The sequence below is a fragment of the Pedobacter sp. KBW06 genome (assembly GCF_003852525.1).
In the GTDB taxonomy this organism is placed as follows: domain Bacteria; phylum Bacteroidota; class Bacteroidia; order Sphingobacteriales; family Sphingobacteriaceae; genus Pedobacter.
Genome location: NZ_QAJL01000001.1, coordinates 1088657 through 1112254 on the forward strand (window position 1 = coordinate 1088657; position 23598 = coordinate 1112254).

Annotated in this window: 16 protein-coding genes; 3 read left to right on the forward strand and 13 right to left on the reverse strand. The window is 45.2% G+C overall.

Features of this window, described 5'->3' with window-relative positions:
* The first annotated feature begins 17 nt into the window (after nucleotides 1-17).
* The gene (locus DBR43_RS04320; RefSeq protein ID WP_124578243.1) at nucleotides 18-611 is read left to right on the forward strand and encodes an RNA polymerase sigma factor; all 594 of its coding nucleotides are present in this window, start codon (nucleotides 18-20) and stop codon (nucleotides 609-611) included.
* A gap of 116 nt (nucleotides 612-727) precedes the next feature.
* Here the strand turns inward: DBR43_RS04320 and DBR43_RS04325 are convergent, their stop codons facing one another.
* From DBR43_RS04325 to DBR43_RS04345, 5 genes are read right to left on the reverse strand one after another with little or no spacing between them, the layout of a single operon-like run.
* Nucleotides 728-1399: a DUF4998 domain-containing protein gene (locus DBR43_RS04325; protein WP_124578245.1), complete on the reverse strand. Its 672-nt coding sequence runs from the start codon at nucleotides 1397-1399 to the stop codon at nucleotides 728-730.
* Nucleotides 1400-1421: 22 nt separating this feature from the next.
* A complete protein-coding gene (locus DBR43_RS04330; RefSeq protein WP_124578247.1) occupies nucleotides 1422-2600 on the reverse strand; it encodes a DUF5000 domain-containing lipoprotein in 1179 nt (392 codons plus the stop codon).
* 18 nt (nucleotides 2601-2618) lie between these two features.
* Entirely contained in the window at nucleotides 2619-4523 is a 1905-nt protein-coding gene (locus DBR43_RS04335) for a RagB/SusD family nutrient uptake outer membrane protein (protein WP_124578249.1), read from the reverse strand.
* 11 nt (nucleotides 4524-4534) lie between these two features.
* Complete coding sequence (locus tag DBR43_RS04340; protein ID WP_233602860.1) at nucleotides 4535-7996, reverse strand: SusC/RagA family TonB-linked outer membrane protein; 3462 nt, start codon at nucleotides 7994-7996, stop codon at nucleotides 4535-4537.
* A gap of 55 nt (nucleotides 7997-8051) precedes the next feature.
* Nucleotides 8052-9071 carry a FecR family protein gene (locus tag DBR43_RS04345; RefSeq protein ID WP_124578251.1) on the reverse strand — a complete coding sequence of 340 codons (1020 nt, stop codon included), beginning with the start codon at nucleotides 9069-9071 and terminating at the stop codon, nucleotides 8052-8054.
* Nucleotides 9072-9333: 262 nt separating this feature from the next.
* On the opposite strand from DBR43_RS04345, the gene DBR43_RS04350 reads away from it, so the two are divergent.
* Both DBR43_RS04350 and DBR43_RS04355 read left to right on the forward strand, forming a co-directional pair.
* Entirely contained in the window at nucleotides 9334-10356 is a 1023-nt protein-coding gene (locus tag DBR43_RS04350) for an LLM class flavin-dependent oxidoreductase (protein WP_124578253.1), read from the forward strand.
* Nucleotides 10357-10720: 364 nt separating this feature from the next.
* Entirely contained in the window at nucleotides 10721-11416 is a 696-nt protein-coding gene (locus tag DBR43_RS04355; protein ID WP_124578255.1) for a FadR/GntR family transcriptional regulator, read from the forward strand.
* A 60-nt stretch (nucleotides 11417-11476) separates the two neighbouring features.
* On the opposite strand, the gene DBR43_RS04360 is transcribed toward DBR43_RS04355, so the two are convergent.
* Genes DBR43_RS04360 through DBR43_RS04395 form a run of 8 tightly spaced genes read right to left on the reverse strand, consistent with a single transcriptional unit; the run spans nucleotide 11477 to nucleotide 23557 of the window.
* The gene (locus DBR43_RS04360) at nucleotides 11477-13252 is read right to left on the reverse strand and encodes an SGNH/GDSL hydrolase family protein (protein ID WP_124578257.1); all 1776 of its coding nucleotides are present in this window, start codon (nucleotides 13250-13252) and stop codon (nucleotides 11477-11479) included.
* Between the two features lie 53 nt (nucleotides 13253-13305).
* Nucleotides 13306-15246: a beta-N-acetylhexosaminidase gene (locus tag DBR43_RS04365; protein WP_233602862.1), complete on the reverse strand. Its 1941-nt coding sequence runs from the start codon at nucleotides 15244-15246 to the stop codon at nucleotides 13306-13308.
* Nucleotides 15247-15275: 29 nt separating this feature from the next.
* A complete protein-coding gene (locus DBR43_RS04370) occupies nucleotides 15276-16472 on the reverse strand; it encodes an AGE family epimerase/isomerase (protein WP_124578259.1) in 1197 nt (398 codons plus the stop codon).
* Between the two features lie 10 nt (nucleotides 16473-16482).
* On the reverse strand, nucleotides 16483-18585 hold the full coding sequence (locus tag DBR43_RS04375) for a GDSL-type esterase/lipase family protein (RefSeq protein WP_124578261.1): 2103 nt from the start codon (nucleotides 18583-18585) through the stop codon (nucleotides 16483-16485).
* Nucleotides 18586-18613: 28 nt separating this feature from the next.
* A complete protein-coding gene (locus DBR43_RS04380) occupies nucleotides 18614-20188 on the reverse strand; it encodes a sialidase family protein (RefSeq protein WP_233602863.1) in 1575 nt (524 codons plus the stop codon).
* Nucleotides 20189-20212: 24 nt separating this feature from the next.
* Nucleotides 20213-21478, reverse strand: coding sequence for an MFS transporter (locus DBR43_RS04385; protein ID WP_124578263.1), 1266 nt, complete (start codon nucleotides 21476-21478; stop codon nucleotides 20213-20215).
* On the reverse strand, nucleotides 21475-22641 hold the full coding sequence (locus DBR43_RS04390) for a galactose oxidase (RefSeq protein ID WP_124578265.1): 1167 nt from the start codon (nucleotides 22639-22641) through the stop codon (nucleotides 21475-21477). Before DBR43_RS04390 ends, DBR43_RS04385 begins: the two co-directional genes overlap by 4 nt.
* Nucleotides 22634-23557 carry a dihydrodipicolinate synthase family protein gene (locus tag DBR43_RS04395; protein ID WP_124578267.1) on the reverse strand — a complete coding sequence of 308 codons (924 nt, stop codon included), beginning with the start codon at nucleotides 23555-23557 and terminating at the stop codon, nucleotides 22634-22636. Before DBR43_RS04395 ends, DBR43_RS04390 begins: the two co-directional genes overlap by 8 nt.
* Between the last annotated feature and the right edge of the window lie 41 nt (nucleotides 23558-23598).

The window sequence follows — 23598 nt, forward strand, 5'->3', positions numbered from 1 at the left end:
ATTTCAAAGAAAATCAGATGTCTACCCTGGAAGCAAAGATGAAGATCGATCTTAATGACCAGCAGTCATTATGGATCGGGTTGAGAGCAGGAGAAGAACCTGCACTTTTCAACTTATACAAGCAACTCTACAATCCCCTGTTCAATTATGCTTTTATTCTTTTTAAGGAAAGGGAAAATGTAGAGGATGCCATTAATCAGATGTTTCTGGAACTCTGGGAAAACAGGCTGAGCCTTAAACCCGTGACTAATGTAAAAAGCTATCTGTTTACTTACCTGCGGCGGAAGATCAGCAGGGAAAAAGCAATAGTCAGCAGAACCCAGCTGCCCAGTGTAGAAACCTTTGAAAAATCCATTATGGATTACATCATCGAGTTACAGGTGGAGGAAGAACTCCGGGAAAACATATTTAAGGCAATTAATAAATTAACAGGGCGACAAAAGCAGCTGATCATGCTCCGGTTCTATGAGGACCTGGAATACTCCGAAATTTCAGAAAAAACAGGACTGGCTACCCAAAGCGTTTACAATAACATCCATCAGGCGATAAAGATTCTAAGGGCTGATTTGAAGATCCCGATGTATATCCTGATCTGGCTCCTCAAAAGATAATAGATCCTGTTCATCAGAAGATAATAAATCCTGTTCCTTAAAAGACAAGGAAAGAGGTGGAGGATTAACCCCTGCCCCTTTCCTTGTTTTTGCCGGCAATATGTTTAGGCCGGAAACTAAGGATCAACCAATAGCAAATCCTTTTTTGCCACCCTGAATGTATCGGTCGATAAAGCTTCCGGAAGGTAAAGCCCCTCAAGGGCAAGATAACTTCCTTTTTTAACCCTTTTGACCACCGATTTCAGCTCCGTAGATTTCACAAGAACCCTGTGGGCTATCCCCTCAACATCGGTATAGGTCAGTGCTGTAGCTACATTTCCGCGCTCTGCACTGCCCCAGTTGATCAGGACGGAATCCTTGTTAATCAGCGTAGAAATGATATTCCTGTTTAGAATAGAATTCTGGTAATTGCTGCCATAGGCACTTCCTGCAAGGGTTAAACTAACCGATTTATTCCCGATCCTGTCTTCCGTAAACACTTTAAACAAATAGGATCCTTCAGCCATAGGCTCCAGAAGTCCTTCATATAGCCCATTCGCGGAAGCGGGCAAAATAATCTCTTTTGTATTCCTACCTGCATTCCATTGAATGATGGTTTTAACAGCCGTTTTATTGGGCGGAAGAATCCAGGTCAGCCGGATTCGTTCCCGTCCTCCAATCACCTTCAGGGAATCTACACGGGTTGCGTAAATGAGCTCTCCACTCTTTACATATTCGGCAATGGGATCTCCCATTTTGGAGCAGGAGACCAGCACAACTGCCAGCAGCAATAGGTTGATATATTTCATGATATGTAGTTCTTTAATTGGTTTATAATTCAGGTTGCCCCCAGAACTGTAGTTCCATAATGTGTATAAAGTCGGTATTAGACCAGTTTTGAAGCATTTTAAGACGGATATACCTGACCGGTGGATTATTGATATCGAAATTAAACTCTTCTCCTGCCTGCGCATACTTGATGTCTTCAGATGAATTCTGCCCATTGGGAAGTCCGGAGGGCTTCAAAGACTCATATTCACCCAGTTTAATCCAATTCGTCCAGCTTCCATCCGAAGGAGGATTATTGGATCCCCAGAGTTCAAATTTCCGGACATTGCCATGGTTAAATTCATAGTAGTTTTCTCCGCGCTGATATTCTTTAAAGCGGCTCAATTTCGCTTTCGTTCCAAGATCAAAGGTGAACCAAAGCGGCAGCCCCAGGCCGGGATTGGTATGAAAACCAGTTCCACCGGTAGAATTGTTCCATAGATTTTCCATCACCCAGCCATAACCATCTCCACGATCCGTAGGGAGCTGCACTTTTTGGAATTTCGTACGGTCGAGCCTGATTTCCAGAATGGGTGTAATCTCTTTAAACAAGGTATCAGACAAGTTGCCAAAACGGTCCCTGATATAAGCCCCTACCCGTATCGGTTTTGGCTCATATCCTCTGAGACTAAAATTCCCCAGTTTTGCTTTCGTATAATAAGTATCAATCGCAGCCAGCTCTCCATTTTTATCCGGCATAATCACCACAATGGCAATATCCGATTCGTTTTTGTTTTTAAATGCGACATTCATTCCTCCGAAATCATCTTTCAAAACCAGTTCCTTAAAAGCCTCTGTAAAAGGAGGACTTAATGGATTTACCGTAACCGTTACGGCATCCGACAGGTTCTCTCCTTTATCTACGGCATACAGCTTCACCTCATAAGCTTTGGTCTGTCCGAAACCATCTACAATCAGGGAATCATTGCTGTAAGAAGCTTTTACTTCTCTTTTTACTCCAGGACGGATTTCATATTCTGCCTTGATATAGGAAAGGTCATTGTCTGCCGGAATCTTATAGGTAATCTTTGCAGCCCCATTTTTATTCGTCACCATCACGCTTGTAACCACTCCAGGTTTTTGCCCGTCTTTGTACAAAGGCTTATTCAATCCATTGTCTTCCTTACAACCATACATCATGGCGAATAAAAGCACAGGAACCATTAATTTATATATTTTCATAATGCTGTTTTCTAATGTCTACCAACCAATATTTTGAGCCAGATTTCTGTTGACCGTGATGTTACCTTCCTTGATCGGCCAGAAATAATCTTTCAGGCCGAAGGCCTGTACATACAATGTTTTTTGCCGGTAATATCCTTCAGGTGTAGCCTGTTCCAGATCCCATCCTTTTACCGGTCCGTTGAGCACGGCAGGTGCCTCCTTCCAGCGGCGAAGGTCCCAGAAGCGGCTCCCTTCAAATGCCATTTCAATCAGTCTCTCCTGGTGGATGATTTCTCTTAGTCCGTCTTTTGATCCTGGTTTGGACGGGTTTGTAGAAAAAGTAGTCCAGGACTCGACCACGCCTTTTAAGCCGGCCCTGTTTCTCACCTTATCCAGGTATTGATAGGTTTGCTGTCCGGGGCCATTGAATTCGTTCGAGGCTTCTGCCTGCATCAGATAAAGATCGGCAAGGCGGACAATTGGCCATGGATAATCCAGAACCCTATAATCAGAACCATCGTTAATGACATTTAAATAGCTGACCAGCTTTTTGGGCCAGTATCCCGTTACGGAGTAGAGCTGCGCTCCTTTTCTTGAGGCTGTGCCTCCTGCACGTGCTTCTATAGGCCATACATCGCTTCCGTCTTTAAATTTCCCCAGACCATACCAGATTCCTCCGTCAAAGCCCAGATCGGCGTAAAAACGGGATTCTCTGTCGAAATGCAATTCAACGGTCTGGTAACCCGGTTTGATATAAAATTTCTCATTTGCCGTACCTGTTCTCAGATTCAAGCGGTTGGCATAATTCCAGGTTTTATCTTCTGTAATCGGTACGCCATTACGGGTATAAAACAGCTCTGCAATCTTAATCGGTGGAGCAAGAATAGACTGTACCGTTTCATTCAGGAATTTTGAGGGGTCTAACCTTGCCTGGGCTTTCCTTTGCAGATCGTAGGTACGGCTGTTGGAAGCCCCCCAAATCTGTTCCGTATTCCACCTTTCCGTCACGGCATTCTGGATGCTCAGCGTTCTTAACGTTTCCGGAGAAAGTGCGCCCGTGGTTGCGTTAGGTATAAATTCATATAACTTAACGCCCGCACTTTCTGCTGCAGAAATCGCTTCGTTACAGGCCAATAAAGCGCGTTCCCATTTTTTCTGATCAGGAACCGGGTTAAAAAGTACTGTTCCATCCGGACTCTGTAAGCTGGAGAAATCAGGATTCCCATTAAAAAGAGGGCTGGCCACAAGCACCAGCATCCTTGCTTTTATAGCCAGGGCAATCGGTTTTGTAATCCGTCCAAGATCTGTGGTCGGCTTATCTAATATGCTGGGTAAATCTGCTGCCGCTTCATCCAGCAATCCGGCAAGGTAATCTGCACATTTATCGATGGGCTGCCGAAATACCTTGACCTCTTCAGGCGAAGCCGACACGGGCATATTTTTATCAATGATGGGAATTGGTCCATACATCCTCATGAGGTAGAAATGATAATAGGCTTTTAAAAATTTCACTTCTGCCCTCCACTTTTTCTTCTCAAAATCACTCATATCCAATACTGAATTGATGTTTTCAAGAAAGATATTGCAGTCTCTGATCCCTCTGAACAAAGGCTGTCCCAGATTCTCTCCATCCCAGAAGTTAAGATAAGGGCTTGTGATGCCCTGCTCCCCTTTTGCAATGCGCCAGGCCGTAGGGTCAATATTTTTAATGTTGTCAAAAAACCAGTATTCATCGCCCGCAAGCATGGCCGGGTTTTCACTGGGAGAGCCTTCTCTTGGCAGGTAAGAATAACAGGTAAACAGGAATTTCTCTGCCTGCGACCTCATAGAAAATGCGCTGCCAATAGTGGCAATGTTATCAGGCACAACATCGAGGTATTTCTTACAGGAGTTCAACGTAGAAAGTACGATGATCAGGATTAATATATTTAGTTTCTTCATTTCTTTAATTGTTAAAAGGTCACATTAACACCAAAATTGAATACCCGTTGAACCGGATAATTGAAGGCATTACCGCCCAGCTCCGGGTCCCAGAGTTTGAATTTGCTGAACGTGAGCAAATTGCTACCGTTGGCATAAATCCTGAGTTTCTGAATGTAGAATTTGCTCGTCATTTTGGTAGGAAAGGTATAGCCAAGCTCTACCTGTTTTAACCTGAGCAAAGCGCCGTTACGCATAAACCAGGTACTTGTCTGACTGTTATTGGCAATATTATTGGTCGATAAGCGTGGCCACAGGGCGTATAAATTTCTGTTGTCTTCAGACCAATGGCTGTTCGCATAGGCAGATAGCAAAGCTCGGCTGTCATTGATGAAAGGAGAAGTATCTCCATTTATGGCCAGGTCACCATCCGTCTGATAATTGGTAATCCAGAAAGAGGTACGGCCGAAGCCATTAAAGAAACTCGAAAAATCGAAACCTTTATATCCGACAGAAAAACCAAATCCATAGACAATCTCCGGAGAGGTCGGGAAACCGAGGCCTACCCTGTCGGCGGGCGTAATCTGTCCGTCCCCATTCATGTCCCGGTATTTGATATCGCCGGGCAAATAGGTTCCGAAGGTCTGTACCGGTGAATTTTTAATGTCTGCTTCATCGATAAAAAGGCGTTCGGCAATGTATCCTTCCTGCTGACTCAAAGGGCGGCCCACTAAACTGCGGTAAGCTTCTTCATACTCGGGTTCTTCCACTTTCAGGTAGCTGTTGGTGGCATAGGTAAAGTTTGCTGTGGCACTCACAAAAAAGGAATTGTCGAAGCTCTTCGTATAATTCACAGAAGATTCAAATGCTTTAGACCTCGCCTGCCCCACGTTTGCCCTGACCCCGGCAGACAGGCCCATGGTAGAAGGAATAAAAGCCCTGTTCATCAGGATGCTCTCCCTTTTATCGGTAGAATAATCGGCGGTAATGTTAAAATCTTTGACCTGCAGATCAAAGCCGAGGTTGAGCCTTTTTGCCGTCTCCCAGGTGATGTTCCTGTTGTCGTATCTGTTCACAGACACACCCGGACGGTAATATTCGAAATTCTGCCCGAAGGTAGCGCCTCTGTCGCCGTTGTTCAGGTTCACATCAGAAAGGTAAAAGAAACGGTCATTCTGATCACCGATTGCATCATTTCCGATTAGACCATAAGTGGCACGGAGTTTAAAGCTGGAAACCGTTTTCTTTAATCCGGCCCAGAAAGCTTCATTGGAGATGTTCCATGCAATTCCTGCAGATGGAAAAAAGCCAAACCGTTTGTCCTCAGAAAAACGTTCCGATCCGTTGTAGCCAAAGTTCAGCTCTGCTGTATACCGGCTGTTGTAGCCATAAGAAAAACGTCCCGAAAAGCCCACATTCCGGAAAGGAAGGGAAGCCTGCAGGGAACCGGAGTTCGCAGCAATGCTATTGCGCAGAATGCCGACCAACATCCCGCTGATGGCATGTTTACCACCAAAAACTTCATCATAATTCAATGCCGTCTCCATGTAGGAAGAAGTAGAAATCTCTTTTGAACCTTCCCTATAATCCAGGGTTTCGGTTCCACTGGATTCGTTGAGAACATTCAACACATATTCATTCGTCGTCTTGTCGTAATTGCTTAAATTATAATAGAAAGGATTATACGTTCTTTGAACATCGAAGTAAGACCTTCTTTGTGTGCTGGCCATTAAACGCGCTTTTATTCCGGGGAAAAGTAAACCGGACAGGTCCTGTTTAATCTCGATCTGTGCCAGCATCAACGACCTTGAAGAATCTTTATAGCCTTTTACCATATCTGCATAAGGGTTCAAAAAGCCTCCGGTCTCCGAATTCCCAAACAGAATGTGCTGTGTATGCTGGTGGGCTGCATCCGGCGCATAATAAGGAAGGAACAATACGGGATTCGTATTCATGATTTTCTTATACACCCCTGTTCCACCATCAACCGGACCGGTATAATCGTCGAAATTGCCATAAAGCCTGACCGCCATCTGGGTAGTGGGGGTAATGTTCACATCCACATTCGAGCGCAGGGAATAAGAGCTCAGTTTGATGTTGTTGTTGAAATTATTACGGCTGTCGACCTTCATAATCCCATTGTCCTTATTCATCGTTCCGGTTACAAAGTAGCTGGCTACCTTACCCCCACCTGTAATGCTCAGGTTGCTTCTCTGGTTCTGTGTGGTTTTCATCAACAGCAGGTCCATCCAGTCGGTAGCAGGATAGACAACCGGATTAATTCCCGCAGCCGTGGCATCAATTTTATTTTGCGAATAGAGCAGTTTCCCCAATGGATCTCTGGTAGAAATCGCTTCATTATGCAGCTGCATAAAGGTGATGGGATCGGCGAGTTCAATATTCCGGGTAGGCTGAGATAAAGAGTAATTGTGTTCCAGGTTAATTCTCGCCTTTCCATCGTATCCCCTCTTGGTGGTTACGAGAATAATCCCATTGGCGCCCCTGGCACCATAAACGGCAGCAGAGGTCGCATCTTTAAGGACGGAGAAACTCGCAATATCATTGGGTTGTAAGCGGGCAAGATCTGTTGCTGTCAATTCCAGTCCGTCTATTAAGATAAGGGGTTCTTTTTTATAGCCGAAGGTTGCCGCGCCGCGAATAAAGAACTCTGCATTGTCCTGCCCCGGTTCTCCGCTGCGCTGGTAAGCAATCATTCCGGCTACACGTCCGGACAAGGCAGTGGTGAGGTTACTGGAAGGAACTTTGAGTTCAGAAGGTTTGATGGTGGTGATCGCCCCTACCACACTTTCCTTTTTCTGCGTTCCAAATGCCACCACCTGAACCTCATCGAGTGTAGAATTATCTTCTTTCAGCGAGACATTGACAATGGGCTGATTGGCGGGTTTCTCTACGGAAATGTAACCGACCATTTTGAAAACGAGGATGGAATTTGCAGGTACTTTTATGGAGTAACGCCCGTTCAGGTCTGTACTTGTTCCTACACCCAGCTTGGTTTTTACGTAAACGGAGACTCCAGGAAGCGGTCTTTGCAGGCTATCCAGGACGACACCCTGAATCAGCGTATCCGCTTTTACTTTTTGCACAGGGATGGCTCTTTTCTCCGGCTCAAAGGGAAAATCTTTCCGGGGAAGGACCGCAACCAGGTTCTTTGAAATGTTGAAATTGAGTCCTGATTTGGTACTCAGTTCCTTTAACAGCTGAATGATGTTTCTTTCTTTCTCTGCCATCGTAATCGGGACTACCTTTTTCATGTCGTCCAGGCTATACGAAAACCGTAAGTCGGAAATACGCTCGATTTTGGAGAAAACCTCCAGGATGGGTTCCTTATTAAAGCCGATGGAAAAGACCTCCTTTTTTTTCAATCCTGTTGCCTGTGCAGTTGAGGTGGTCAGTATAGAGGGACCGGTCAGCAACAAGAGTAACAGTAAAAAGGAGAAAAAATCGTCCGCATGAAGTAGCTGCTTTTTTCTCATAGATTAGGTTGATTTGGTTGGTTTATATTTGGTTAATTAGGTTCCTGGGGAGTTGTTATGGTAATGGTTCGAAAATGATGTGCTGCTCTTCATCAATGCGCCAGCTCAGGCGGTTGATGTAAGCAATGGAGCTGAGGATATTGGAAAGCGGCTGACCGGAATAATCTCCTGTGATTTTTTTCAGTTCGCCATGACAGCGGCTGATGTCGATTTCGGCACCATAATAGAGCTCCAGCTTATCGATTACATTGAGGGTATTGCTGTCGTTGAAATAGAGTTTCTGCTCCAGCAGTTCGCTCAGTTCCTGCTTGCTGACGGTTCTTTTCTCCGCAGCCCTGGTTTTGTTGTTGACCAGCATCATCGTTCCTGGCTCCAGAAATTCGACCTGCTTACCTCCCGGTGCCTGTACTTTTACATTGCCGTTGACCAGAATGACCGCGGATTGTGTTGTATTTTTGAAATCCCGGACATAGAAAGCCGTTCCCAATGCGGTAGTGGTTGTATGCTTACTGTAAGCGATGAAAGGTTTGTCTTTCTGAGGAAAAATTTTAAAATAGACCTGCCCGGATACCGCAACTTTTCGGAAACCATCATTGTAATCATCAGCGATGAGCAATTTCGCACCCGGATAAACAATCGCTTCTGTACCATCCGCCAGGGTAATACTTTTTTGACTGCCCTTGCCTGCTTCAATAGATTTTCCTGCTAAATTCTCATAAGTGCTGAGCGGCCGTGTTCTGTTTTTAAAAAGAATGATGCCCATGCAGAATACAATGAAAAGGGAGGCGGCAATTCCTATCCACAGGAATGGAGGGCTTTTTTTAGCCTTTTCCTGCTGTACTTTTCTAAACAATGTAATAAAGTTAAGCTGCTTCGCTTCGATCAGCGCTTCCGGCATTTTTCCTTCCAGCAACGATATACATACTTTTGCTTTTTCAAAAGTCTTTTCGTTCTGAGAATGATCCAGGAGCTGCTGCCGCCATTTGCCGGGAACCTGCCTGCTTTCCGTTAAACAGTAATCTATAAATTCAGGATCGTTCAGTAATTCTTCAATAGTAAGTTCAGGCTGTTTCATTAAATCATGTCGTTGGTATTTTGATAGTGCAGAAATGAGCTTTGTTCTACTCGTTTTTTTTTATAAAAAACACAAACGACTGATAATGAGATATTTTATTTTAAAAATCCACCAGTAAAGCAGATCTTACCATACCTCAAGATCAGTGTGATTTATCTTCCTTACGTTTGTATGTGCCGGGTGTTGAAGCGCTAAATATTTAGGAAGCACATCAGAAAAAATTAATTTTCAAAAAAAGACAGCAATTAAAACGAGGTTTGATATGGAATTAGGAATAGATAGTTTTGCAGCGAAGTTTAATATAGACGGGCCGGATGCCCTGACCGACGCAACAGCAATTGCGCAGTTACTGGAGAGGATTGAATATGCCGATCAATCGGGAATTCATGTTTTCGGAATCGGGGAACACCACAGGCGTGAGTTTCTGGATTCAGCTCCAAGTAACATCCTTGCTGCCGCAGCTGGCAGAACGAAGAACATCAGGTTAACCAGTGCGGTAACGGTTTTGAGTGCCGCTGATCCGGTACGGGCCTTTCAGGATTTTGCTACCCTGGATCTGATTTCTCAGGGTCGTGCAGAAATGGTCGTTGGCCGCGGTTCATTTACAGATGCCTTCCCCTTATTTGGTTATAAACTTCAGGATTACGACCAGCTGTTTACCGAAAAGCTCGATTTGTTATTGCAGATCCGTGACCATGAAAAAGTAACCTGGTCCGGTCAGTTTCGCCCGGCTTTAGTAAACCAGTCGGTCTATCCAAGACCAGTTCAGGAGAAATTGCCGATCTGGCTTGGTGTTGGTGGTACGCCACAATCTTTTGCCCGTGCCGGAATGCTCGGATTACCTTTGATGGTGGCCATTATCGGGGGCCAGACACACCAGTTCCGCCCGCTGGTAGATTTATACCGTAAAGCAGGAAAAGAAGCCGGTTTTTCAGAAGATCAGCTGAAAGTGGGTGTCCACTCCCTTGGATATGTGGCCGAAGGAAGTCAGCAGGCACAGGATGAATTCTATCCCGGATATGCTAAATCCATGACCAATATCGGTAAGGAACGCGGATGGCCACCGATGACCAGGGATCGTTTTGAATCTCAGTTGGGCCCTCAAGGTGCACTTTTAGTGGGTAGTCCCGAAGAAATAGCCTCAAAAATCCTCAGGCATTCGGAAGCACTCGGTGGTATATCGAGGTTTACTTTCCAAATGGATACCGGAAATTTATCCCATGAGCAACAACTAAAATCCATCAATCTGATCGGTACAGCATTAGCACCTTTGTTAAAAAAATAATCAAAGGCGCAGAGCGCTTAAATAACAGGGCCGGGCTGTTCAGAAAAATGCTGCTGCTGAAGTCAGAAATTAAGTAGCATATGCAGTTGATTTGCGCTTTGTTGCTTTTCATCATCCATTGGGGAATGAAACAGGGTTTAGCTCCCTGAGAACAATCAGGGAGCAATCCTCCTATTAAAGAGGAGTCATCGTTCAATTGAAAGTAAAAGGAAACAAAGCGCAAATACAACGAATTTTAAGCAGGCAGGGAAAAAAAGTTAAACTCTTTTTCCCTGCTTTTAAACCAGCTTTAATTTTGTTTAATCTGTGCATACGACTATATTTGAGCTCCAACGCATAGGTTGTTGTTAAATTAATTCCCGATATGGAGCTTCTTGAATCTATTAAACTCGTTGATACCAGTTCTCTTGTTGATCGTGTAGAGGCCAATTTAGTTCAGCTGCTACAGGTAAAGAAACTAAAAATCGGCGACAGTATTCCAACGGAAATGGAACTTTGTACTTCCCTTGGCGTGAGCCGGACAGTAGTAAGGGAAGCCCTTTTACGATTAAGGATGATGGGATTAATTGAATCTAAAAAAAAACGGGGAATGATCATCACCAGCCCCGATCTGTTTGGGATCCTCAGAAAAAGCATGAACCCTCACATCCTGGATGAGGAAACTTTAAAGGAAATTTTTGAAATCCGCCTGGTTTTAGAAATAGGGATGGCTGATTTCTTATTTAACCGCATCACTGCCGATGACATTAAAGATCTGAAAGAAATCATTGAAAAACAACCTGAAGCACCGAAGGATTACATTTTCGAAATAGAGCATGAGATCACTTTTCATGGAAAACTATATGAGATCGCAGGGAACAAAACATTAAAGAATTTCCAGAAAATGCTGTTGCCCATCTTTGATTATGTACACAATAGCGGTCTGCTCAAAGAATCTGTGAGCATTTCTAAGTTTGTATCTCACAAAGGCCTGGTCGACATTCTGGAAAACGGTTCTCCTGAATTGTTCAGAAATGCCATGCGCAACCACCTGGAAACTCATTTCCAGCGCTTGTTCTAAATTAGCAATCCCATTCCATCAGTTCTATCGGCAGCTTCAGTTAGGCTCTGGTAGTTTTTGTTATTTTTTCAGGCTGATGCGGCTACTGATAAATTTCCCCAAACGCTCGTATCCGTTCTCATTTGGATGTAAACCATCGCTAAATAGAGCTTCATCAAGCTGCTGATTTGATTTTAAAAAGAGTGTTCCTGCGTCTGCATATGGAATTCCCTTCTTCTTAGCCATCAGTGCAATTTTTTTATTGAGATTTGAAACCCTGAGTTCCATCCCCCGGCGGGGCAGGATTCCCATACATAACATTCCTGATCCAGGTTGTCTGGAACGAATGGCCTGCGACAGAAAATCCAGTCCTGCTACGATCTCTTCGTCGGTATTGACCTCCAGGTTATTGGTGCCGATCATCAGCACGATCTGCTGAGCAGAAAAACCGTCCAGTTCGCCATGGTAAATCCGCCATAAAACATTTTCAATGCGGTCCCAGCCAAAGCCCATATTCACGGTCTTAAGCCGGCCGAAATAGGTGGACCATGATTTTTTCCCCCTTGCAGCAGGTCCTTCGGGCAATCCTCCCCAGAAATGAGTGATGGAATTTCCGATGAGCACAATTTCCGGCTGCTGTGCCGCCGTATATTTTAGTACCTCCCGATGACGTGTCTCCCAATCGTAGGTAGCTGCATCTCTTCTTTGAGTACGGGGAATTGTGATGGAATTTCCCCCTTCAGTTTCTTTAAAAATGAATTTAATTTTCTTTTCATAGGCATTTGCATAATTCATCATGCCCAGATCATTCGGATGCACCCCATCCACCATGCTCTCTATATCCTGTCCGATTTCCGCTTTTGAAAGCAGATAGATCTGCTTTACTCCTGCTTTTTTCAGCGAATCAACCGTCAGATCCATCAGGAGGTTCACCCTTTCATATTCCTTTTTCTTCACCGGCTGCATTTCTGCTTCCGAATATCCATCATGTTCCGTTAAGAGGATCGGGACTCCCGGCCTTTTGAGCTGAATGCTGGCCACTGCATTTGCAATTCTCTTCCTGATCGTCGCATCAGTCATCGTCGGAGCAGTCATATTCGGCAGGCAATCCAGCACATATAACCGGGCATCTATCTGTGTGATGTAGTCCAGCACTTCTGGTTCCAGCATTCCATTTCCGGAAAAGCCCAGATTGACCATCTGCCGGTCCAGTTTCCTACCTAATATAGAAGTCCAGGCCATCCCCGGACGCGAAGCACATGCCCCCTGGGCGATGGAAGTCCCATAAACCACAATTGGTTGCTCCGGATTGGCAGGCAGTGCTTTAAAATCACTTGCTTTCGGCACTTCAATTTGCAGCCAGCGGACACTATTGTATAAAGGCAGATACAAGGTATACTCCCTGTCTTTCAGATGCTGGTCATTTCCGGAAATCTGGTTGAAGCGGTAACTGATGGTATCACCGAAGGAAAATCTCCCCGCACACCAAAGCCATTTCCCATTCAGGTCTTTGGCGTACAAATCCACCCCACTTACTCCTGTAGCAGGCATATGAGGCATTTGAAGCGCCCCTTTAACTGCAAATTTAACGACGATATTTTCGGCGTTTGTCCTAAACCTTAAGGTCAGTCCGGCACTGTTTTCAGCCAGATTCCAGACTGCTTTCCGAACCTGCTTTTCTGCGCTGGCGGGTAAGCGGTCGTAATCACTTTTAAACCCTTTGGACCAGCCCCTTCCCTGGATCACATTCAATGTATCATTTACAGGATTCCATGATTTGAAATCGCTGTTGTTTTGTGCAGCACAAAAGCCACAGGAAATCATTGTGAGGGTCAGGATCAAAAAGTATCTTTTCATTTTTAAGGAGTTATGGCGGACAAGGTGTACTAAGATAAAAGAAAGATTTCACATCAATAAGGTACCATTGTAAACATCCATTTTTGGGGATTTTTCCAGTCAGCTCCTTTAAAGGAGCCTATAGGCAGTTTGATCAGCACTTCGTTCCAGCCTTTTTTTAACCTTACTTTTGTGGGCTTCCGGAATTCGTATCCCTCATCAGTTAGTGGAATTTCCAGATTTCCTTTTAATCCCGATTGGGCCCAGTCTGGCGGCGCGATTGGCACTCCGTTTACCTGAATACCACTTTTACGACCGTCCCAGGTTCCTTTTTCCGGTGAATCGGAAGCATAAGAACGCGACAGGTTATTGAATCCAATCCAAAAATCTTTGCTTCCCTCCTGATCGGCCCATAATTTCGTATAGGCATACCAGGTGGTATTTTCCTGAGGATTTTCCAGCTCCGCTTTAACCTCTGGTGCCCACCAATGTCTCAGGATGATCGTTCCGCCAACCGCTTCGAAAGCGACAGGAAGCTGGTCTCTATCCAGTCCCTGATGCTCCGGTATAAAGGAGGCAGAAAGGTCTCCTGCATTGGCAAAGGGACCAAAAAATTTCCATTTCATCCCCGACTGGCGGACATAGGGAAATGGAAGTTTGGAAAAATACCGTTCCTTGTGGACTAATAAACGGTTTTCAAAGGCGGCAAAGCGGGTTGCATCATCGGATTCTACCCGGCCAATATTGGCGATCCAGCCTGGCTTTCCGCCGCCTCTCCAGCTGCGTTCTGCAAAAGCCAGCATTGCCGGATAAACCGGATTCTGGATCAAGGCATCTTCCGCTTTGGCTACCCTTCGGTCGGGCCAGTTGCAAATAATCCCACCCAGCGCATTTTCATTTCCCTGATCCAGGTTGGCAATTTTTCTGTTAAAAATGGTGACGACGCTTTCCAAAGGGTCCATGTGGTTCAGGTAAAGGTGTCTGGAATCAATGTACTGGATATTTTTATTCCGGCTTACTTTAGTTGCCTCCTCCATCCAGAGCTGACGGATCGTGCCTTCTGTAAAGTTTCCGCCAGGTTCCCATCCAATGATCTTCTTATTCAGTTTTTCAAGGGTTGCAGTGACCTCCGGGAGAAAATTGGCATTCGTGATCCTGACCTCATCCGCACCAATGTGCAGGTAAGGAAGGTCATAAGTCTGACAAAATTCAGTAATGATATTTTTAACGATGTGCAGTCCGGTATCGCTTTGCATCTCTGTTTTCATTGCTCTTCTGAAAGCGGCACTATGTCCGGGCATGTCAATTTCAGGAATCAGCTGAATATGCCGCGCTTTACAAAAAGCAATCAACTCCTTCATATCTGCCTCAGTATAATAATTCCCTTTGTTTCGAAGCATATTTTCAGGTGCATTGAGCTTCGGATAAAGTTTACTTTCCAGTCTCCAGGCGATATCTTCTGTGAGATGAAAATGAAAGACATTTAGTTTATAAGCCGCCATGACCTGGATCTGTTGTTTTAACAAAGCAACAGGCTGGAAGTTCCGGCCCACATCTGCCATATAACCCCTCCAGGAAAAAGCGGGCCAATCGACGATTGTACAGGCAGGAACACTTTGGTCTTTAGCAAGCAATTGCCCCAAAGTTTGAAAACTATAAAACAAGCCTTTTCTATTGAATCCAAGAAGTCTGATTTTCTTTGCATCCACCTGGATCTGATAGGATTCTTCCGGAAAGGTTGCATTTTCTACCCTTCCGGTATCCAGCAGAATAAAGGGTGATCCCTGAACGGGGCCTGTACTGATTTTCAGATTTAATCCAAGGTTGGCCAGCATCTTTTTCAGGATGCCAGCTTCCTTCACCAGGCTTTTGTGCTTCAGTACGATAAACTTACAAGTCTTCAGGTCAAATCTACCTTTTTCCCATTTCAACTGTTGAGGCAATGGGATTAAGGCAGGCCGCTCTGCCTCTTTCCACATGGTCTGTGCAACTGAAACATTAGCTAAAAAAGCCAAAAGTCCAAAGATTACAAATTTTCGGAACATCATACCCGGGACTCTTTCTGCAGGTATTCTTCCAGTAGTGTCGTACAATACCATTCCTGTCTTGGCAGGTGAAAAGGCCCTTTAAACAGGTTTCCTTTGGCGGTCTGGGCCAAAGTTCCATCTTTATGCAGGTACCCAAACCATTCCCCGTTTTCTTTATCGTGGAAATGTGCATAGGAATAATCGTGCACCATTTTATGCCATTTCGCGTACTTTTCATTTCCGGTCATGGTATAGGCCAGCAAGGTGGCGATGATCACCTCATTGTGTGGCCACCAGAATTTCATATCCTGCCAGTATTCCTGTACCGGTTTATCGTAAACGTCTCTGAAATACAGGATTCCTCCATGTTCTTTGTCCCATCCCCGCTCCCACATATAGTCCAGCATCCGGCAGCCAAGGTCGATCAGGCGGGGATCATTGTCCCTGTATTTGGCTTCATGGAGAATGAACCAGGCGCCTTCTATCGCATGGCCAGGATTTAATGTTCTTCCGTCAATATGGTCGATGATGCTTCCGTCCGGCGCCACCTGTTCCATCACACAACGGATGTCGTCCTTTACAAAAAAGGTTTCAATTTCGTTGATCCAATAGTCGATCCATTCGTCACATCTGGGATCACCAATGGTTTCCCTCAGCTGTTGTGCGGTATTCATCATGATCATGGGCACACCAATTCCTTTGGCAGGTCTGGTATCCGTAAACTTGGGCGGAAGCAGTCCTTTTTTGCTGGAGTATTCAATACATTTCCCGAACAGGTAGCGTGCTTTTTCGGCGGCTTCGGGATCTCCGCTTGCCTTTGCATAAGCGGCATTGGCAATTACGGCAAAGGTTTCTGAAAAGTAATATCGCCGCTTACGGATCGGTTTACCATCCCTTGTGACATGGAAAAACATCTGTCCATCCGTATCAAAGCAATATTTATTGAGAAAATCTATTCCTGATTTGGCGGCTGTTAACCATTCGGCTTTGGCTTCAAAAGTATTGTACAAGGTAGAAAGCAACCAGGCTGCCCTACCCTGGATCCATACGGCTTTATCGTCGTCGATCAATGTTCCATCCTGATCACGCATCAGGAGATAGCCCCCAAATTCGGTATCCACAGATCTGGGAAACCAGAAGGGAACCGTATCATTTAATAATTGGTGTTTATAGAATTGACAAAGCTCCTCTAAGTTCTCTTTGGTATAGTTCATTTTTGTAAGTTTAATTGATGGGGACGGACATGGTAAATGTGGAGGCAGGTAATCCGGATTTGCCGGTCAGGTTTGCCCTGTTGAAGGGTCGCCAGCCATAGCGGACCGCTTTTACTTCCTTCCCAGCTGGCAACCGCAGCTGAACCTTATTGTCAATTATTGTTCCCGGTACGGGCAGTGTTTCTCCTTTTGTGGTATACAATTCAAAACCTGTTAAAGGTTCCTTATTTTTCGTACTGAGCATTGTGCCCGGTGCAAATGAAATCAACAGGGTTTCTTTGTATTTTCGGACAGCAATGGCGATGGGGCCTTTTGCAATCACCGGTTTATGATAGGTATTTTTCAGGGCGAGTAAAGCCAGCCGCATTCCGATTTCTTTCTTTTTCTTCGGATGGACATCCAGGGAATCTCCAAGATCGGAGCTTACCGCCATGCCGCTATGGACAATGGATTTTTCCAGTCTTTGCTGCACTGCCCTGAACTCCGGCCAGGCCGGATTGTCGAGCGCAGAAAGCTGGACATAGTAAACCGGAAAATCGTAACCCCATTTCTTTCGCCAGCTATTCAGCAGGACGGGAAAGCTATGTGCATACAGTTCCGGGTTGTGCACATTGCTCTCTCCCTGATACCAGATCAGGCCTCTGATTGGAAATTCAATCAATTGAGAAATTCCGGATTCATAATTATAGGCGGGCTCATAAGGATGTCGTTGTCTGGCTTTAGCACTATTTTTAAGGTTGACATCCACCCTTCCCCTGGCCCATTCCATCATAAAGTCAGACTTCCGCCAGTTGGCCAGGACATCCACCAACTGCGCATCCTGTTCCAGGGTACTGCGGTCTATCCAGGATTCTATCGTCGATCCCCCAACTGCCAGCTGGATCAGTCCGACAGGAACATTTTCGGACTTCCCGATTTCCTTTCCAAAATAATAAGCGATGGCAGAAAAATCGGCTGCATTGTCTGCATTGCACAGCTTCCAGTCGGCGGAGAAATAGTTCAGCTGGTTGGTTTTCTCCAGGGTCAGGCTATCCCAGGCTGAGTTATTGGTTTCGGCAATGGGTTTAAACTGCATCAGGCGCATGTTTTTATGTTCCGATAGTCCGCTCAGTTCTGCTTTTCCCGTTTCCGCATTCCGAAGTGGAAAAACCATATTTGACTGGCCTGAACAGAGCCATACCTCCCCCATTAGAATATCCTTCAGGGTGATGCTTCTTTTAGCGGTTGTTACCCTGAGTTCGTATGGTCCTCCCGCAGGCATTGCCGGAAACCATACTTTCCATTTCCCATCCTTTCCCGCAGCAGTAATTTGTTTTCGATGATTGAAAACAACCTCTACCCTTTCAGCGGCATCTGCCATTCCGAATACGGGAACCGGTTGGTTCCTTTGCAATACCATATGATCGGCAAATACTACCGGGAGATTTAACCCTCCCAAATTTCCACACAGGTTTTGGAAGACCGTTTGCGCAATGATCGCTGCCCCTTCTTTGTCCGGATGAAGGTTGTCGGCAAATAAATCCGGCCTGCGGTGCAGCGGGGTATTGAGGTCGATCAGTTCCGTATGATTTGCTTTGGAAATGACCGGAATGAGTTCCTGAATCTGTCCGTACCATTCCCTCGTACCCGATTTAAACCTGGGATGTTCGCTAAAAATGGGCGTTAACCGGCAGATGTACAGCTTAATTTTAGGATTACTATGTTTAAGTGTATCCAGCAACCAGGCGTAGTCCTTTTCAAAATCATTCCGGTATTGCGGCCAGTTCCTCGGATCAGTATCGTTTAATCCAAGATGGACAACCGCTATATCGGCTTTGAAATCAATTGCCTTGGCGAATACTTTTGTTTGAGCATAAGGCTTATGCCCTTTTTTTAACAATGTCGCACCGCTAAAACCAAAGTTTTGAACGTCATAATCCTTTCCCAGTAAATTTTGTAATACCGAAGGATAGGCTTCCTGATCAGGTGCTTTTAATCCATAACCGGCGGTTACAGAATTGCCGATACAGGCTATTTTTATCTTTGCGTTTTGTGCCCATACCTTGCTGTGGAAACACAGCAGGCACAGGCAATAGCATCCTGTTTTTTTCAAAAGGTTGTTCAGACTGATCATTTGATGTCATTTGATGGAATGATCTTGTTTATTTGATGATCTCCTTCACGGGAATGCGGACAAAATAAAGGTCCCGGATTCCTTCGTATAAAATCCCCAGGGTATGGTCGTCGATCTTTGTCAGCGCCGAATAACCAAAAGAACCTCTTTCATCAACAAGCAGTTGATTTGCATCCATCCAGGTTTCTCCCAGATCCAGACTTGCTTTTATCGTCAGGTCTTTACGTTCGGAAGATGAATTCGGATTGCTGAAAAAAAGTACTTCTCTCATTACGCCCTTCACTTTGACCTTTGCTTTGATCAGACTGCCCATACAAACCGGATCTGCAAGGGTATGTCCGGAGGTCGGGTGACTGTTCCAGCTTTGGCCCATATCGGTGGTTGTGGCCACACTTCTGAACTTGCCTCGGTTATCTCTCATATTTAACATGATCGTTCCCGGACGGGTTTCTACCAACTGACTTTCGGTGGTATTCGATTTCGCACCCAGGCCTGCTTTCCAGGTTTTACCATGGTCATCACTATAGATCAAAGTGGAATGTGGCATTTTCTTTTCATCCCAGTATTGTGCAGGAAAAACGAGCTTTCCATCTGCCATGGCAATCCCATTTCCCGGCCCCGGAAAGAACAATCTCCATAAAGGGTTTTTCACCTGAGCAGTGATGCTGTAAGGTTTAGCCCAGGTCAGGCCATCATCGCTGCTGCTGGTCACTGCAAATTGCCCGGTCTCGTCTTCTGATAAACCCGGGCCGGAACCGGCAATCGAGCGGTTTCCTTTGCTCCATAATGCAGCAACCCAGATTTTCTTAGTTACAGGGTCAAATAAAACGGAGGGGTCTCCTACGCCATTGTTTTCGTGGGGAGCACCCATATCCATGATCACTTTCATCGCTTCCCAGGTTTTCCCTCCATCTTTGCTCCTGCTCATTGCCACATCAATATTTCCCGGCAAGTCAGCGCTGTTTTTATAACGGGCATCATATACGGAGATCAGGGTTCCCTGATCTGTGGAAACAATACCTGGGATCCGGTAAGAGTTTACGTCGTCATCATTTGGCTTTCTCAGGGCAATTCCGATTCTGCTGTCGCGAAAATGCGGATTGCTGATCTGATGGGATTTATTTGCATCATCAAGGATGCTCAACAGCTTAATGGCCACCTGATGATCCAGATCAGCCGTTTCTTTTATACCTGCACTGATCCATAACAGGTGTTTACCTGGTTTCAGTTTCAAGGGCAATTCCATTTGGAAATTTTGCGATGACAAGCTGAGCCTGCTCAGTAAATTCCGGGAATCCAGTTCCTGTTTTTCATTGCTGCCATATATTTCCAGGCGCTGAACGTCTTGTAATGTTTCTTTACTGATCGCAGCACGGATCGATTTAAATGAGGTTTCTCCGGCAGCTTCGGGAATATCCAGAGTGATGCTGAGCAAAGGATTTATGGCATTCCTTGTCAGAATTGGATGAACCGGAGTACGCGTGGTAATTTTGATCCGGCCGGCAAGTTGCTGCTCCGTAATTAATTTTTGGCTGCAGCTGCTCAGTCCGACCGTAATCGAGAGCATGGAAAAAAGGAAATATTTATATTGTTGTGAAATCATTTCTTTCAATTTTAATTTAAGACACTAATTTTCTGCAAAGTCGTTGACTTTGGGACGAAGGAAATAGAGTTGTACGATCAGGGCAAGAAGGACGATAACCGCCAGCATGGCAAAGTCTTTCCCCAGGCTACCGGCATCCGATGATTTACCCAGCAGATCGGTAATAAAAGCCCCAAAGAATACGCCCGTCATGTTCATCAGCCCATAGGCTGTTGCCCTATATTTTGCAGAAACAAACTGACAAAGAATGGGCATATTATTGGCATCAAACATACCGAAGCCCAGGCCAAAGCAAAGTGCAGCACCAACCACATGAAAAAGGGAATGGCCAAAACCTAAAAACAAGAGCGAGGGGATCGTTAGTCCCAGGCCGATGGCACTGGTATAAATTCTTCCCCTAATGTTTTTCTGAACCCATTTGTCGGACAATATTCCACCGAATATCACGCCGATAAATGAAGAGGCGGCGATCGTGATGGTAGACAAAGGACCAGCGGTAGCCATAGGAATATCCAGGTTTTGCGCAAAAAGCGTGGGCAACCAGTTCTTTGCTGCCCATCCGGGAAGGCTTGGGATGGCAAAATAAAACAGGATGATCCAAAAGGAGATGTTGGTAAACAAGATGGCAAAACCTTTAAACAGCGAAGGTTTCATGACCTTCTGCAAGTTCAACTTTATACCATCGTCAGAGGCATTAGGGACATCCTCCTGATCCGTAGCTTTCTTTTCTCTCAGAAAGAAAACCAGAATCAGGGAATAAACTACTCCAATAATTCCAAACGAGTGGAAAGTGGCCTGCCATGAGAATCTATCGGCGATAGTCGCCCCAAATCCACCCAGCGCCTGGCCCATATATAAACCCGTCATATGGATTCCAATCGCCAGAGACCTGGTTTTCGAAGAATGGAAATCAGCAATCAGCGACAGTCCGGCGGGAATGTACAAAGCTTCGCTTACGCCCATTAAAGCCCTGAGCCAATAGATTTGATTGAAGGTGGTTGCATATCCCATCAGATAGGTAACCAAAGACCAGACGAACAGACTTCCTACAATCAGCCATTTCCGGTTAAACCGGTCTGCAATAATTCCGGAAACCGGGCTCATGAAACCATAAATCCACAGAAAAATTGCCATCAGATAACCAAAATTGGTGGCCGACTGCAATTCTGCGATGTCCATTTGCATGGCTGGTTTCATCGTAGACAACATTTGTCTATCCATATAATTTAATAAAGCCACTACCCATAGCAATCCGACAACTACCCAGGCATATCTCTTTGAGTTCTTCATTTCTTATTTGTTATTTTCCCCGACATGATATTGGGTGTCCGGACTCCTGGTTTAATTTCTCCGCTGGACAGCATCATCTTCCCCTCCCATTTTACAGCGCTGGCGGTTACCTGCGCAGGAAAAGGTAATTCACCTATTTTTGTCCAGGTATTTGTGCTGATCCGGTATTGCAATATCCCCCGGTAAAAACCCTGATGCTGCGTACTCAGCTTATTTTTTTCTGTAGTTAAGCTCGCCCGTTCTGTGGCATCCTCACATTTTGAAATCTTAGAAAGATAGGTTTCAATCTGATGAAAGACCTTTCCATTATCGCCACCAAGAAGAAGGATCTGGTCCTGACCGGCCATGATCCCCGCTCCGGCAGAGAAATTAAGCGATTTTTCACCCTCTGAAATGTCCGCAAGCCGGGTCCAGCTTTGTTTAAGGGTATCATAGACAAAGGTACTGGAGTTTAAGCCACTGATTCCCGAAGGATTTTTTGTTCTTCCACCGATCACATAAATCATTGTTTTTCCATCTGTAACCACCACTGCATTGGCCAGCGAAACCGGAAGGTTGGGATGTGCTTTCCATTGTGCAGCCGGTGCTTCCAGATCCAGGCTAAAAATTGCATCTGAGGAATGGGTAAGCCCATCTCCGCCAACGGCATAAACAACCTTTCCAATGGCAGTCAGGGCCAGATTGGTCAGTGCTAAAGGCAGGTTTGGTAAAGGTTTTACTTCGATCTTATCAGCTGAGGAATTCCAGTTGAGCAGGAAAGCCTTATCGGACAGTCCCTGTTCATTTTCTCCTCCTGCATAAACCAGTCCCGCTTTCGTCGAGGTATTTCCGCAATACGCAATCGCCTCCGGCAACTGTCCGGCCGGCTTTTTCCATGTGAAACTAAGGCCTGATTTTTCCAGGATATGGATTTCTTTTGAATACTGTTTCCTGCCACCTTCCCAGGGCATTTTATCCGGAAAGTTAGCACCACCGGCAATGATCAGCTGATCGGCCAATACGGCATTGATCGCTCCTGCAAAACCAATAGAGGTGCTTCCATCCTCATTTTGCAGTTTGGCTGCAACAGACCATTCGATTTGTTGCAAGGGAGTTTTCTGAGCGAAAACAGCTGTTGTCGTCAACATAAGGGAGATCGATAGGTAAGATAAGTAATTACGCATTTGATTTGAAAGTATCGAAGCCAAGTGCTTCTACCTCATTTTTGAAACCCATGAACTGTTCTTCAGTCATATTTTTTACCGGCAGCCTGAAGCCGCCACAATCCAGCCCTACGACTTTCATATAGGCCTTACCGGTAGCAATTCCTCCATATTTACCTAATAATCTGATCATATCAATTGATTTTTGCTGGAGCAGTTGTGCTCGTTTAAGGTCGTTATTTTCAAAGGCGGCGATCATATCGTAATACAATGGCGCGGCATAATTGAAGGTACTTCCTACTGCGGCTTTAGTACCTAAGACCAATGCCGACAGCATATTTTCATCACGCCCCCAAAGCATGTCGTATTTACCATCGTTGAAATGTATACAAGATAAGAAATCCATAAAATCTTCGTGGGTATATTTTACCCCTGCAAAATTAGGGACCCTTCTATCCACTGCCTGAAGCAGATCGTACATGGCAAAGCCCACGCCTGTCAGCACAGGAATATGGTAATAATAAAAAGGCATTTGTGGCACTACCGCAGCGATCTCTGCGCAAATATCTGCCAGGACCTGCACGTTTGCCGGTTTAAAATAAAACGGAGCCGTAAAAGAAATGGCGTATAAACCGATTTGCTCGGCATATAACGCCAGATCCTTACAGTCAGCAACGCTGGTTCCCCCCAGAAACATCATTACCTTAAAGTCTGTATCTTGTGTCGTACAATCGGCCCATGCCTTTGCCACCTGTTTCTTTTCAGTCATACTGAGCGAAACCCCTTCTCCTGTGGAACCATAGATGAAAGCTCCGGTTACCTGATTTGATTTTAAAAACTGATAATATTTGGGAATCAGGTCCAGGTTAACTGCGCCATTTTCGTGCATTGGGGTAAAAGGGGCGGCAATCAGGCCTTGTAGATGTTGAATTGTCATTCTATATAATTTTAGCGTTCAAAATGTATTTTCTTTCAGGA

Bases quoted from the DNA above. Each gene is read 5' to 3' on its own strand.
- DBR43_RS04355 (WP_124578255.1), top strand. From the start codon at position 10,721: ATGGAGCTTCTTGAATCTATTAAACTCGTTGATACCAGTTCTCTTGTT.
- DBR43_RS04370 (WP_124578259.1), bottom strand. From the start codon at position 16,472: ATGAACTATACCAAAGAGAACTTAGAGGAGCTTTGTCAATTCTATAAA.
- DBR43_RS04375 (WP_124578261.1), bottom strand. From the start codon at position 18,585: ATGATCAGTCTGAACAACCTTTTGAAAAAAACAGGATGCTATTGCCTG.
- DBR43_RS04335 (WP_124578249.1), bottom strand. From the start codon at position 4,523: ATGAAGAAACTAAATATATTAATCCTGATCATCGTACTTTCTACGTTG.
- DBR43_RS04385 (WP_124578263.1), bottom strand. From the start codon at position 21,478: ATGAAGAACTCAAAGAGATATGCCTGGGTAGTTGTCGGATTGCTATGG.
- DBR43_RS04350 (WP_124578253.1), top strand. From the start codon at position 9,334: ATGGAATTAGGAATAGATAGTTTTGCAGCGAAGTTTAATATAGACGGG.
- DBR43_RS04340 (WP_233602860.1), bottom strand. From the start codon at position 7,996: ATGAGAAAAAAGCAGCTACTTCATGCGGACGATTTTTTCTCCTTTTTA.
- DBR43_RS04320 (WP_124578243.1), top strand. From the start codon at position 18: ATGTCTACCCTGGAAGCAAAGATGAAGATCGATCTTAATGACCAGCAG.
- DBR43_RS04380 (WP_233602863.1), bottom strand. From the start codon at position 20,188: ATGATTTCACAACAATATAAATATTTCCTTTTTTCCATGCTCTCGATT.
- DBR43_RS04390 (WP_124578265.1), bottom strand. From the start codon at position 22,641: ATGCGTAATTACTTATCTTACCTATCGATCTCCCTTATGTTGACGACA.
- DBR43_RS04330 (WP_124578247.1), bottom strand. From the start codon at position 2,600: ATGAAAATATATAAATTAATGGTTCCTGTGCTTTTATTCGCCATGATG.
- DBR43_RS04360 (WP_124578257.1), bottom strand. From the start codon at position 13,252: ATGAAAAGATACTTTTTGATCCTGACCCTCACAATGATTTCCTGTGGC.
- DBR43_RS04345 (WP_124578251.1), bottom strand. From the start codon at position 9,071: ATGAAACAGCCTGAACTTACTATTGAAGAATTACTGAACGATCCTGAA.
- DBR43_RS04395 (WP_124578267.1), bottom strand. From the start codon at position 23,557: ATGACAATTCAACATCTACAAGGCCTGATTGCCGCCCCTTTTACCCCA.
- DBR43_RS04325 (WP_124578245.1), bottom strand. From the start codon at position 1,399: ATGAAATATATCAACCTATTGCTGCTGGCAGTTGTGCTGGTCTCCTGC.